General features: G+C 31.1%; 16 protein-coding genes. 6 read left to right on the top strand and 10 right to left on the bottom strand.

The window, feature by feature from the left end; genetic code table 11:
- Positions 1–5: 5 nt before the first annotated feature.
- The 6 genes from mrdA to cbiD form a co-directional block, all read right to left on the bottom strand.
- On the bottom strand, positions 6–1,796 hold the full coding sequence (gene mrdA, locus ACTF45_RS01555) for a penicillin-binding protein 2 (protein ID WP_288347567.1): 1,791 nt from the start codon (positions 1,794–1,796) through the stop codon (positions 6–8).
- A 4-nt stretch (positions 1,797–1,800) separates the two neighbouring features.
- Positions 1,801–1,953: a hypothetical protein gene (locus tag ACTF45_RS01550; RefSeq protein WP_288347569.1), complete on the bottom strand. Its 153-nt coding sequence runs from the start codon at positions 1,951–1,953 to the stop codon at positions 1,801–1,803.
- Positions 1,954–2,058: 105 nt separating this feature from the next.
- Complete coding sequence (locus ACTF45_RS01545) at positions 2,059–2,667, bottom strand: hypothetical protein (RefSeq protein ID WP_288347570.1); 609 nt, start codon at positions 2,665–2,667, stop codon at positions 2,059–2,061.
- A gap of 83 nt (positions 2,668–2,750) precedes the next feature.
- Complete coding sequence (locus ACTF45_RS01540; RefSeq protein ID WP_288347571.1) at positions 2,751–3,470, bottom strand: PD-(D/E)XK nuclease family protein; 720 nt, start codon at positions 3,468–3,470, stop codon at positions 2,751–2,753.
- Positions 3,471–3,513: 43 nt separating this feature from the next.
- The gene (guaA, locus tag ACTF45_RS01535) at positions 3,514–5,100 is read right to left on the bottom strand and encodes a glutamine-hydrolyzing GMP synthase (RefSeq protein ID WP_288347572.1); all 1,587 of its coding nucleotides are present in this window, start codon (positions 5,098–5,100) and stop codon (positions 3,514–3,516) included.
- A 48-nt stretch (positions 5,101–5,148) separates the two neighbouring features.
- Positions 5,149–6,267, bottom strand: coding sequence for a cobalt-precorrin-5B (C(1))-methyltransferase CbiD (cbiD, locus tag ACTF45_RS01530; protein ID WP_438949222.1), 1,119 nt, complete (start codon positions 6,265–6,267; stop codon positions 5,149–5,151).
- A gap of 87 nt (positions 6,268–6,354) precedes the next feature.
- Between cbiD and ACTF45_RS01525 the strand changes: the two genes are divergently transcribed.
- Positions 6,355–7,482, top strand: coding sequence for a pyridoxal-phosphate-dependent aminotransferase family protein (locus tag ACTF45_RS01525; protein ID WP_288347577.1), 1,128 nt, complete (start codon positions 6,355–6,357; stop codon positions 7,480–7,482).
- Positions 7,483–7,492: 10 nt separating this feature from the next.
- Here the strand turns inward: ACTF45_RS01525 and ACTF45_RS01520 are convergent, their stop codons facing one another.
- Positions 7,493–7,690, bottom strand: a complete 198-nt coding sequence (locus tag ACTF45_RS01520) for a hypothetical protein (protein ID WP_288347574.1) — start codon at positions 7,688–7,690, stop codon at positions 7,493–7,495.
- A gap of 242 nt (positions 7,691–7,932) precedes the next feature.
- On the opposite strand from ACTF45_RS01520, the gene ACTF45_RS01515 reads away from it, so the two are divergent.
- The 3 genes from ACTF45_RS01515 (at position 7,933) to ACTF45_RS01505 (ending at position 9,499) form a co-directional block, all read left to right on the top strand.
- Positions 7,933–8,445 carry an AbrB family transcriptional regulator gene (locus ACTF45_RS01515; RefSeq protein WP_438949221.1) on the top strand — a complete coding sequence of 171 codons (513 nt, stop codon included), beginning with the start codon at positions 7,933–7,935 and terminating at the stop codon, positions 8,443–8,445.
- Positions 8,446–8,503: 58 nt separating this feature from the next.
- A complete protein-coding gene (locus tag ACTF45_RS01510) occupies positions 8,504–8,923 on the top strand; it encodes a DUF6554 family protein (protein WP_438949220.1) in 420 nt (139 codons plus the stop codon).
- 171 nt (positions 8,924–9,094) lie between these two features.
- Complete coding sequence (locus ACTF45_RS01505; protein WP_288348245.1) at positions 9,095–9,499, top strand: HNH endonuclease; 405 nt, start codon at positions 9,095–9,097, stop codon at positions 9,497–9,499.
- Here the strand turns inward: ACTF45_RS01505 and ACTF45_RS01500 are convergent, their stop codons facing one another.
- Complete coding sequence (locus tag ACTF45_RS01500) at positions 9,500–9,736, bottom strand: transcription factor TFIID (protein WP_288348243.1); 237 nt, start codon at positions 9,734–9,736, stop codon at positions 9,500–9,502.
- Positions 9,737–9,774: 38 nt separating this feature from the next.
- Here ACTF45_RS01500 and ACTF45_RS01495 point away from each other — a divergent pair, with 38 nt between their 5' ends.
- Complete coding sequence (locus tag ACTF45_RS01495) at positions 9,775–10,659, top strand: SDR family oxidoreductase (RefSeq protein ID WP_438949219.1); 885 nt, start codon at positions 9,775–9,777, stop codon at positions 10,657–10,659.
- The gene (gene pdxA, locus ACTF45_RS01490) at positions 10,656–11,696 is read left to right on the top strand and encodes a 4-hydroxythreonine-4-phosphate dehydrogenase PdxA (RefSeq protein WP_288348240.1); all 1,041 of its coding nucleotides are present in this window, start codon (positions 10,656–10,658) and stop codon (positions 11,694–11,696) included. Before ACTF45_RS01495 ends, pdxA begins: the two co-directional genes overlap by 4 nt.
- Here pdxA and accB read toward each other — a convergent pair.
- Together accB and efp are read right to left on the bottom strand one after the other, a co-directional pair.
- Positions 11,673–12,179, bottom strand: a complete 507-nt coding sequence (gene accB, locus ACTF45_RS01485; protein WP_288348239.1) for an acetyl-CoA carboxylase biotin carboxyl carrier protein — start codon at positions 12,177–12,179, stop codon at positions 11,673–11,675. The genes pdxA and accB overlap by 24 nt on opposite strands.
- Positions 12,179–12,739 carry an elongation factor P gene (gene efp / locus ACTF45_RS01480; protein ID WP_011131664.1) on the bottom strand — a complete coding sequence of 187 codons (561 nt, stop codon included), beginning with the start codon at positions 12,737–12,739 and terminating at the stop codon, positions 12,179–12,181. Before efp ends, accB begins: the two co-directional genes overlap by 1 nt.
- Between the last annotated feature and the right edge of the window lie 2 nt (positions 12,740–12,741).

Raw genomic sequence — 12,741 nt, 5'->3', positions numbered from 1 at the left:
TATATTTATTTATTTTCATTCCAAACTTTTAAAATTTCTCTAGCCATAGGTAGTGCATGTACAGATCCTCCTCCAGGAGTATTTTGTGCAAAAGCAACTATTAACAGCTCACTTTTATCAGAGGGAGTAAAGCAAACAAACCATGCATGATCTGAACCTCCTTCTCCATCTTCAGCAGTCCCAGTTTTGCCTGAAACTGGTGGAAGATTAGACACCCCGTAATTGATAGAAACTCCTGTTCCAGATTCAACAACTTTTCTTAATCCGTTTTTCACTAACTGAAGATTATTTGGATCAATATCAATTTTTATACGCTTTTGATTTATTAATAGTTGATCTTCTTTTTTAGATAAATGAGGAGTGACTAAATAACCACCATTCGCAATTGCTGCATATGCACGAGCTATTTGAATAGGGGTAACTTGGACAACAAATTGACCAATAGACATACTCGCGATGTCCTCTGGAACCCAAGGAGTTCTTCCTGGTTCCCCCCAGCCTCTTCCTTTTTTAGCCCATTGACTACTTGCCACTAAACCTACATTTTCTTGTTCGGAAATTTCGATTCCAGATAGTGCGGCAAAGCCAAGCTTCTTAGAAACGTTATAAATTTCATCTACACCTACGCCATAGCCAATTTGATAAAAAAAAGTATTACTTGAAACTCGCAAAGCATCTTCATAACCTATTGTTCCGAACCCTAAGTCATTATGTTCTCTAAAACATTGACTTCCATATGTAATACAAGGTTTAGTTTCTAAAGAAGTTTCAGGAGGAAACTTTCCACTTTCTAAACCAGCTATAGCAGTTACAATTTTCCAAACACTTCCTGGATCATATGCATTTAAAGCTCTATTAAATAATGGTTTCGCGGGAGAATTGAACAGAGCATTATATTCTTTTTCTGGTTTAAATTCTTTTGAAAAAAAATTCAAGTCAAAAGTTGGTTTACTAGCCATTGCTCTTATAGCACCATCTCTTGGATCCATAACTATTATTGCTCCTCCATTTTTATCTTTAAGCACTTCTTCAGCGATTAATTGTAAATTTAAATCGATTGTCAATTCAAGGTCTTTCCCTTGTTTTGATGGTTTAATACCTAAAGATTTTGTAAAAGTGCCGGAAGAATTCACTTCAATCATTTCTCCTCCCCATTCTCCTCTTATATGATCTTCATAAACAAACTCAATTCCAGTTCGTCCTATTAAATCATTTAATTTATAACCTTTTTTTGACAAAATATTAAATTCAGAATCTGTAATGGGTTGTGTATAACCAATCACATGAGAAGCAACGGTTTTATAAGGATAATTTCTAATCGTTTTTATTGAAATCTCTAAACCATTTAAGATATTTTCATTTTCTTTAAATTTGATAACTTGATCAACTTTTAAATCATCTAATAGAGTTATTGAAAAATTCTTATTTTTTAAACCATCAGAATATTTTTTTTGAAGTGAATCAGATGAAATATTGAATAATTTCGAAATCTTTGATTTATATTGCTGCCATGCTTTTTTGCTGACGTATTGAGGTTTAATTATTAAAGAGTACTTAAAACGGCTATCTGCCAATATTAATCCATTTTTATCTAGTATCCTCCCTCTAATTGGTTGAGTAGAAATTAGCCTAATTCTATTTTCATCAGACATTTTTTTGTAAGTCTCATGATTTAATAATTGAAGAAAAATTAATCTAATTAATATTAATAAAAAAGTAAAAGTAGTAATCAAATAGAAAACCAAAGGCTGTCTATTAAAAGAGGGGAACTTATTATTGAAGTTACTATTTTTCAAAAATTTACATCTCTTTCTGTAAAAACTTGTTTTCTAACAAAGTAATAATCTCCTTGATATTTTTTAATTTTTGAACTAAAAATTTATAATCATTGCGAGCCTTACCTTTATCAAATTCTAAACTTGATATATCTTTTTCTTGCTCTTTGTTATCCATAAATCTAATAATAAGTTAACTTAAAAACTAAACTTCTTTTATATTAAACCAAATAATAAATCACAAATCATCAAAATAATATTAAATTCTATTTAATAAAACGGTTTACATTGACTGATCTAAATTTTGTTCAAAATAAGGATTACAACTGTTTTTTGAAACACCTGAAGACCAACCAATAAATGCTGAGACAAATACAACGACGATTATAGGTAGTAGAGCTTGTTGAGTATTTTCAAGGCTCAGCCATTCCTTCCAACTTCTGATAAATCTCTCTCTTTGAAACTTCCTTTTCTCATTTTCTTCAGCTCTAGCTTTTTTAGCAAAAGACTTTTTTACCCACTTTTCAAAAGGTAGCTTTTTTGTAATTGCCATTTTCCTCTCAACTTCTAATAGTTGTCCAGAGTTAAGCTGAGGGTGAAACGTGCTTATAAGCTCCAAAGTCTTCAGAAACATTTCTACACTTGCATCTTTTACGAGCTTTTGATCTTGACTTAAATCAGACCAATCAATTTCAGGATAAAATCGATTTCTGTTTGGCTGGATTTGCTCTTCTGACATCTGTCCTGGTTCTCTTAACCATCTATTGGTATTTTCATCAAACCTTCTCCAATACAAAAATGGATTAATAAAGATTGTTTTGCCTGCAATTTTTACAACATCTTGTTGTAAATGATTGCTAATTTTATTATCAGGACTTTTCGGTTTCACCAAAATCTAAAATTTATTGTCTACTTAAAGATTATCTTTATTTAAAAATTTTTCCAGAATTATCCAATAATATTAGTTTTTCAATGTCAATAATTAATTTTATGACACTGCCAACGCTTTTTTAAATAATTACAATATTCACATTTAAAAGATGGTGAAGGGAACAAATTAGATCTGAGAAGTTTAACTGTTTCAATAACTTTGCCTTCTACCCATGCTGAAGAACAATCTAATTTAATAAAATGCACATCAAACTTTAATTGATTATTAAAAAATTTCTCATTTTTTTTTCCATTAAAATAAAGAAGATAGGCTTCATCTGCAACTTTGAAACCATTTTTTCTAAATAACCACTGATACATTTCTAATTGTCTTTTATATGCTTTTGCATAATCATATTTATTGAAAGTTTCAAACCAATCAAAATTATTTCTTGATGTTGCTTTTACATCAACAATAATTAACTCCCCATTCTTTTTTTGCCAGACATCGTCGACCGCACCACCAAAATCATAATTATGTTCAGTAGATTTATATCTTATTCCTTTAAAATTGCTTCTCCAAATATCTATATCTTTATGTTTAAAAGGTACAGCATCGATATTATGCTCAATAAATAAAGGATGAGATTCCTGTCTTTCACGATAATAATCAAACTCATTTTTACATAAATTATCTACAGCAATATTTAAAGTAAATGGTAATGATGGAGGTTTTATTTTATGCTTTTTATCAAGAACGCAACATCTAGGGCAATTAAGATATTTTTCAACAGTAGACCTACTTAATTTAATGGTTTCATCCATAATAATTTTGTAAAAAGTTAAAGATAAAAAATTAAAGTATTTTTTATTCCCACTCAATTGTTCCTGGAGGCTTACTAGTAATATCAAAAACAACTCTATTAACCTGCTCTACTTCATTAACAATTCTATTAGAAATTCTCTCTAAGGTTTCATAAGGAATTCTCGACCAATCAGCCGTCATACCATCTTCGCTTGATACGCATCGTAAAACTATTGGCCAAGCATAAGTCCGTTTGTCTCCCATTACGCCAACAGTCTTGACAGGCAAAAGAACTGCAAATGCTTGCCATATATCATTATAAAGACCTGCTTTTTTTATTTCATCTCTTACTATCCAGTCTGCATCTCTCAAACAGTTTAGTTTTTCATGAGAAACTTCACCTAAAATTCTTATTGCTAAGCCAGGGCCAGGAAATGGATGTCTTTTTATAATTTCATCTGGCAATCCTAAAGCACCTCCAACCTTTCTTACTTCATCTTTAAACAGTTTTCTTAATGGTTCAACTAATTTAAATTGTAAATCTTTTGGCAAACCGCCTACGTTATGATGACTTTTTATTTTCACTGCAATTCGCTCACCAGTCTTAGGATCTAAATTCGTTCCAGCACTCTCAATAACATCTGGGTAAAGAGTACCTTGAGCCAAATATTGGAAAGGACCTAATCTATTACTCTCCTCTTCAAAGACTCTAATAAATTCTCTACCAATAATCTTGCGTTTTTCTTCTGGATCAGTTATTCCATTTAATTTATTAATAAATCTTTCCCTAGCGTTAATATATTCAACTTTTATATGAAATTTTTTATCAAAAAATTCCATTAAAAATTCAGGTTCACCTTTTCTCATAAAGCCTTGATCAATAAACATACAAGTAAGCTGTTTACCAATAGCTTTATTTAGAAGAAAAGCGAGGGTTGATGAATCTACGCCGCCAGAAAGAGCAAGTAAAACTTTCTTATCACCTACTTGTTGCTTAATTCTTGGAATTGTTTCCTCTAAAAAAGTTTCAGTAGTCCAATCAGCTTTACATTTGGAAATAGAATAAACAAAGTTTTTAATTACCGTCATTCCGAATTCTGAATGAATAACTTCAGGATGAAATTGAACACCAAATAATTTCTTTTGTTTGTTTGATATTGCAGCATGCAGGGTATTTTCTGTATGAGAAATTTTAATAAATCCTTCAGGCAAGTTATTTATAGAATCTCCATGACTCATCCACATAATAGATTTATCTTGGACATTAGTTAGCAAATCACTTTCGCAATCAATATTTATTGGTGCTCTGCCATATTCAGCTTTATTAATTGCTGGGGTTACTTCACCTCCTAATTCTTTAACCATTAATTGCATTCCATAACATATACCCAAAATTGGAATACCTAAATCAAAAATCTTTGCATCACATTTAGGTGCATTATCTTCATAAACAGAACTTGGGCCACCACTTAAAATAATCCCTTTTGGATTTATATCCTGAATCTCCTTGACAGAGGTAAAGTTACTAACTACAAGAGAAAATACATCTGCTTCTCTTATTCTCCTTGCAATTAATTCAGAATATTGAGATCCAAAATCTAGAATTAATATTGAGGGATCTCTCTCGTTTTTTAGTAATTTTTTACTCATGTCTAAAAGTTACCTCAATTTATTTACAAAAACATAACCCACTTAAAATTAGAAACCTTTAAAAGCAGAAATATAGTCTTTACTATTGAGACCTGACCAACGAATTTTTCTATTTCTATCAAAGATAATTGCTCCAACTTTCATATCTGTTTTTGTATATCTATTTATATATTCTGTAGAGCGCTTTTCAATAGTATCTGATAATTTATTCCATAGTTTGTCAGCCATAGAAAGACTAAAACTTTCAAGAACCAACAATGCATCTTCAACCGTATTTGATTGTGATAATTTTTGAATTATTTCTAATGGAACTTCTTCTTTTATAGCTAAATAAACAAGAATTTCAATTCTTGCATCTGCTAAATGATTATGAGTATGAAAAATTCCTCCAGCTAATTTAATTAATTTGCCATGATAACCAAAAAGGATTACTGTTTTAATCTTTTGTATTGCAGCATCAACTAATAATGGTCCTATCCAATTACCTACTTTAATAATAGGAAATTTGATATTAGAACTTGTTGCTAAATTTAATCCATTTTCACCAATAACAAAAATTATTGTGTCACAAACTTCATTAGCAATAATTTGTTTTAGCTGAGCTTTTGCATTTTTTAATTGATCAGGTGAAGCACTTGCAAAAGTTTCAGCGCTAGTACCTATAATTGAAAGCCCTTCAACAATTCCAAATGATTTATTACTAGTTCTTTCAGCCAAAAATTTTCCATTTGGGAATACAATTTCTAGATTCAGTGTATATCCTTCTGGAATGATATTTAATAAATTTTCAATTAATAATTGTTGAGCAAAATCAGAAATGCAGATCTTAGAGGTCTTTTGATCGATACCAACTCCGTAACCAGGAATAATATTGATTCGATCTAATCTTCTATTACTTGTCTTATAAGTTTTTTCTAAAGAAGCAATTGTCCATATTTCTAAGTTTTGTGTTAAATCAAGATCTAATCCAGAATCTACAAATGAAATTCCAAGGGCCTGAGACTCTTCATTAATTAGCCCAGCAGAATGAACCTTGATTTTTATTAAATTTTTTTCTTTTGGAATTTTAATTAATTCATAATCTTCAAATGGTAATCCTATTAATTTTTTTATTGCTGACTTAGCAGCTCCAGTTACCCATAAAGGTAAAGAAAATCCTTTTTTCAAATCAAGTAATTGAAAAATATTTTATGACTACTAATCTTAGAATGACCTATTAATTAAAAAGTGGCCATACAACAAAAATTATCATTGATGATACCTGGTCCCACGCCAGTTCCAGAAAAAGTTTTACAAGCACTTGGTAGGCATCCCATAGGACATAGAAGTAAAGATTTTCAGGACCTTATGGAAATCACTACTAAAAATCTACAATGGCTACATCAAACAAAAAATGATGTTTTAACGATTACAGGTAGTGGAACAGCTGCCATGGAAGCAGGAATGATTAGTACCTTAAGCAAAGGAGACAAAGTTATTTGTGGTGAAAATGGAAAGTTTGGTCAAAGATGGGTAAAAGTTGCAAAAGAATTCGGGCTCGAAGTGATTAAAGTTGAAGCGGAATGGGGAAAACCACTTGATCCGGAAAATTTTAAAACAATTTTAGAAAAAGATGATACAAAAGAAATAAAAGCAGTTATCCTTACACATTCAGAAACGTCAACAGGAGTTATTAATGATTTAGAAACAATAAGTTCTCATATACGTAATCATAAAAAAGCGTTATCAATTATTGACTGCGTAACAAGTATTGGAGCTTGTAATGTACCGGTAGATGATTGGGAACTAGATGTTGTTGCTTCAGGATCTCAAAAAGGATATATGATACCTCCAGGTTTAAGCTTTGTGTCAATGAGCAAAAAAGCTTGGCAAGCCTCAGAAAATTCTAATTTACCTAAATTCTATTTAAATTTAAAATCATATAAAAAGAGTCTTTTAAGTAATAGCAATCCTTATACTCCAGCAGTAAATTTAGTTTTTGCTTTAGATGAATCACTAAAAATGATGAAAGATGAAGGACTAGATAAAATCTTTAAAAGACATGAAAGACATAAACTTGCAGTCAGTGAAGCTGCAAAAACACTTAACCTCAAATTATTTGCTGATGAAAACCATTTAAGTCCTGCTGTTACTGCAATTCAAATTAAAGATATAGATGCAGAACAGTTTAGAAAGAATATAAAAAATAAATATGATATTTTACTAGCTGGAGGACAAGATCATTTAAAAGGAAAAATATTTAGAGTTGGTCACTTAGGTTATATTAATGATAGAGATATAATTACAGTTATAGCAGCTATTGGCAATACATTAGTCGAACAAAATATAGTTTCCACAGATACAGCAGGAAAGGCCTTGAAAATTGCATCCTGCCATTTATAAAAAAGAGAACCTAAGTACCAGGTTCTTCAACATTTCCACCTAATTCAACAATTTTTTTCATTAATACCAACGATTTTTGTTCGTCACCCTTAGTTTGAGCTACGGCAAGAGCGAATTCTAATTTTTCGAGTTGATGTCCACCTTCAAAAAAGGATAACTTCTTTTTGATTGGGTTTTTATTACCTCTATAAGAAATTTGTGAAGCCATAAGAAATAGTGCTTTACTTATTATTATGCCAACTCAAAGACCCATTATGCAGCAAAAATTTAACTAATTTTTAAAATAAGTTTTAATGGTAAATATTTAGGCTGATTAATTTTTGTTTAATGCGGATAAAATATATTAATTTATAAAGGACTATGAAATTAGTAAATAACAACATATTTTGAACATATACCCGAGCATTTAAATTTATTCCTAATATTATTACCAAACAATTGATTACTTAAATGTCGAATATAAATCTTATTTATTATTTAATTGCAGGGGCAGCTTTTGGGGCACTAGCTTTAAAAACAGGCATACCTGCAGCTCCACTTGCAGGGGCTTTAATTGGTGCAAGTGTTTTAGGCATCAGCGGAAAAGTTGAGCCTGCCGCGTGGCCAAATGGTACAAGAACCATATTAGAAATAAGCATTGGTACTGTTATTGGAACAAGCTTAACGAAGGATTCATTAGTTGAATTACAAACTTTATGGAAACCTGCTATTTTAATCACATTTACACTAATAATTACTGGGCTGGCGATCGGTTTATGGACTAGCAGATTACTTAATGTAGATATAATCACGACAATTCTTGGTGCTGCTCCAGGAGGGATAAGTGGTATGAGTCTAGTTGGTACAGAATATGGAGTAGGGGCAGCAGTTGCAACTCTTCACGCAGTTAGATTAGTTACTGTTCTTTTAATTCTGCCATTGGTTGTAAAAATGCTCAACCTATTTGGAATAATAAAATCTTAAATTTATCTAGACATAATCCAAATTAAAGATACTTTTTATATAGATAGATAAAAAACTAATGAAAGGGAATAAAAAGATAAGATTCATTTTTCCTGTAGTTGCAATGTATGTTCCATTACTATTATTTGCCCCTAAAGCAATTGCAGGTTCCTTTGGAGCAGAAATATTTTGTACAATGAGAGATGGGGGGAATGAACATGAAAGCAGTTGGCAAGCAGCTTACAGTTATATTAAGAAACAAAAAGGGGGTATTTTTAAGACCTCTCCTAAGCAGGCCGCCGGGCAAATTATTGAAACAGTTGTAAGAGAAAGAGATAAGTTTTCATATTGTGTTAAATTTTTAGATCAACTTCATCCTGATAGAAAGCTGCAATTAGAAAACGATAGACAAGAAAAAAGGCGAAAAAAAGAAGAACTTTTGCAAGAAAAAGAAAATGAAGAGTACTCCAAAGAAACCTTTGATAGATATAGCTATTAACCTTAAAAGTATATTTGATTACATTTAAGCTTATAAATTAAATATTATTTATTAGGTATAATTAAATACATAAAATATATTCAATCCAGGAAATATAGTCCTAAAAATAATAAGAAACCTATTGACTTTTATATTGAATCGGTCAAAATTATAGGAAATTAAATAATCTGAATGCACATTAATGATGCTGTCTTTTTAGAAGATTTATGCCCTAAATTCAGATTAAGGCAATGGCGAAAATCAATTCATACATTTACGGGAAAAAGTTGCATATACTGCGGAAAACCTTCAGAGTCCATTGACCATGTACTTCCTAGAAGCCAAGGAGGTTTGAGTACAACCGAAAATTGTGTCCCAGCATGCTTATCATGCAACGGCGACAAATCGGATGATAATGCTTTGTATTGGTATAGAAAACAAAAATTTTATGATCCTAGAAGAGCTATGGCTATTAGAGCATGGTTAGATGGTGATCTGAGATTAGCTTTAAGATTATTACAATGGGCAAATCCTACCTTTATGAATAAAAAAAATAAAAATTACGAGTTTGATAATGATGAATATAATGCCGCGTAATTACCAGACCATACAAGCCTTTGTAGATTGATATTTTTTGCATAAAACTTCTGAATCTTGTGGAGATTCAGGAAATATTAAAAATGCACAAGATACTAAAAGTATTGCAAATAATTTTTGATAGAATTTAAAATCTAAACAAGATTTTGAATAATTTAATTTTTCTTTAAATTGAGAATTGAAATTATCAAAACCAACTATATTTAGTTTTACCTCAGGCTGAATTAAAGTCTGCATTTTCTTTAATAATACATATGTACTATTTATAATACTTAATGACCAATTTATCAAGTCCCATTACAGCAAAAAATAAATTCCTAATCTTTGGAGGAGGTTTTAGCGGAAACTATTTTGCAAAATCAATCAGAAAACTAGGTTGTATAGCATTAGCAAGTTCTCGATCTATTAGTAATGAGCCAAATAGTTTTATTTTTAATAGCGAAGATAATTCAATACCTGAAGATTCAATCTTTGAGGGAGTAACTCATATTCTTAGTTGTATACCTCCAGATAAAAATGGTGACGACCCTGTATTAAAGAGGCTTAAAAATAAAATTAAAAATTTATCTCTAAAATGGGTTGGATATCTCTCTACTACTGGTGTTTATGGCAACACCCATGGTGATTGGGTGTGTGAAAAAGATCAACCCAATCCTTTTCAAGAAAGAAGTCAAAGGAGGTTAAATTGTGAGAGAGAATGGATTAATTCAAATTTACCAATACAAATTTTCAGATTACCTGGTATTTATGGTCCAGGGAGGTCAACTTTAGAAGCTATTAAAACAAAAAAAATCAAAGTGATAGATAAAGAAAATCAAGTCTTCTCAAGAATTCATGTAGCTGATATTGCAAATGCAATTATTTATTTAATACAAAATAAAGATAATTTGGATTTTCATCAAATAATTAATATCGCAGATGACGAGCCTTGCTCACAAATTGAAGTCATAAGATATGGCTACCAATTACTTGGATTAGAAATGCCCAAAAAAATATTATTTGAAGAAGCTAAAAAAGATTTATCGCCAATCGCCCAATCTTTTTGGAAAGAAAATAGAAGAGTTTCAAATAAATTATTATGTGAAAAATTAGGATATAAACTTATTTATAAAAACTACAAAGCAGGATTAAATAATTGCCTTATTAAAATTAAATCATGAATAATCAAATCAATGATATTAAAGATAAATTTAAAATTATCATAAGCGTTGGAGACGAGTCAGGCATCGGACCTGAAATTATTTTGAAAGCTCTTTTTTCAAAAGAAATATCACAAAATCTTGATTTTATAATTGTTGGATCAAAGAATAACCTTGAAAATACTTATAAAAATCTTAAATCTATAGGAATCAAGAATATTGTAGATCCTAATAATTACCAAATACATGATATTAAAATTCCATTTGAAATAAATAAACCAAAAAAAAGTAATGGTAATGCAAGTTTCTTTTACTTAAAAAAAGCTATTGAAATTGTTCAGAAGTATACAAATGCAGCACTAGTTACTGGACCTATTTGTAAAAAGTCATGGTCTTTAGCAGGCCATAATTATTCGGGTCAAACAGAATTATTAGCAGAAACTTGTCAGGTTAAGGATGTCGGTATGTTGTTTACAGCTAAATCTCCAATCACTGGTTGGAGATTTAACACCTTATTGGCAACTACCCATATACCTTTATGCGAAGTACCAAAAAAATTATCTTCACAACTAATTCATACAAAATTAGATTTGTTTGCAAAATTTTGCAAAACCTATGCCAATAAACCCCTTCTAAAAGTTGCTGGATTAAACCCTCATGCTGGTGAAGAAGGCATATTAGGAAGTGAAGAAAAAGATTGGATCAAAAATGCGGTTACTACCTGGGGTAATCAAAATAAAGGAGTTCATGTATTAGGTCCTATTTCTCCTGATACTTGCTGGAATTCATCTTCGAAAGCTTGGAGAGATAAAACAGCTCCAACACATGATGGCATTCTTGCTATGTATCATGATCAGGGATTAATTCCAATAAAAGTTATAGCCCTTAATTACTCAGTTAATACAACTATTGGTTTACCTTTTATCAGAACATCTCCTGATCATGGAACTGGATTTGATATTGCAGGGAAGGGTATAGCTCAATCTCAAAGTATGGTTGAAGCAATAAAAGCAGCTTTTGATTTAACTAAAGATTCAAGACTGTTTAACGCGCATTAATACTTGTCCAAACTCTACTGGTGTTCCATTTTCAACAAGAATTTCTACAATTTCAGCATTAAACTCTGATTCAATTTCATTCATCAACTTCATAGCTTCAAGTATACAAATCGTTTGCCCAATGGAAATCTTACTTCCTAAATCAACAAATGGGTCCTCTCCTGGAGCCGCAGCCCTATAAAACGTTCCAACCATAGGAGAAGTAATGTCTGTAAGATCTGAGCGCCCTGGAGGGGCTACCTGAGACACTTCAGCGTTACTTGTCAGGGTAATATTATCTGTTGATGTTGATTGAGAAGTAATTATTTGCTTCTCCAAAGAATTGTTTTTTGTCGAATTGTTAGTTAAATGATTCTGATCAAACAAATTTCTTTTTATTTCAAGTTTAAAATCTTCCCCTTCTAGAGAAAATTCTTGAATATCACTTGTAGAAATTTTTTCTATCAAGCGATCTAGGTCATCATGATCTAATTTCATAGCCATTAGTTGTCACGTCCAAGATAACTATCGTTACGGGTATCGACCTTAATCATTTCTCCTACAGAAATAAACAAAGGAACCATAACTTGAGCACCTGTTTCAAGAATAGCTGGTTTAGTACCCCCACTTGCAGTATCTCCTTTAACTCCAGGATCTGTTTCTGTAACTTTTAAAGTTATAGAGATTGGAAGTTCAACTTCTAAAACTTTATCTTTATAAAAAATCACATTAACCTCCATACCTTCTTTTAAATACTTTGAACCTCTACCGATTTGATCAGAGGAGAGTCTTGTTTCTTCAAAACTTATCATATCCATAAAAACGTAATCTCCTGACTCCACATAAGTATGTTGCAGGTTAGACTTTTCAAGAACAGCTTGTTGTACTGATTCTCCAGCTCGAAAAGTTTTTTCGACTACATTACCGTTTCGAACTGATTTTAATTTTGTTCGCACAAAAGCAGAACCTTTACCAGGCTTGACATGTAGGAATTCTACTACACGCCAAACTTGTCCATCTATCTCGATGGTAGTACCTGTGCGAAAATCGTTACTGGAAATCATTC

The organism is Prochlorococcus sp. (genome assembly GCF_965655815.1).
Taxonomy (GTDB): Bacteria; Cyanobacteriota; Cyanobacteriia; order PCC-6307; family Cyanobiaceae; genus Prochlorococcus_A; species Prochlorococcus_A pastoris.
The sequence above is the reverse complement of the archived record's forward strand: the minus strand, read 5'-3'. Positions and strand labels throughout refer to the sequence as shown.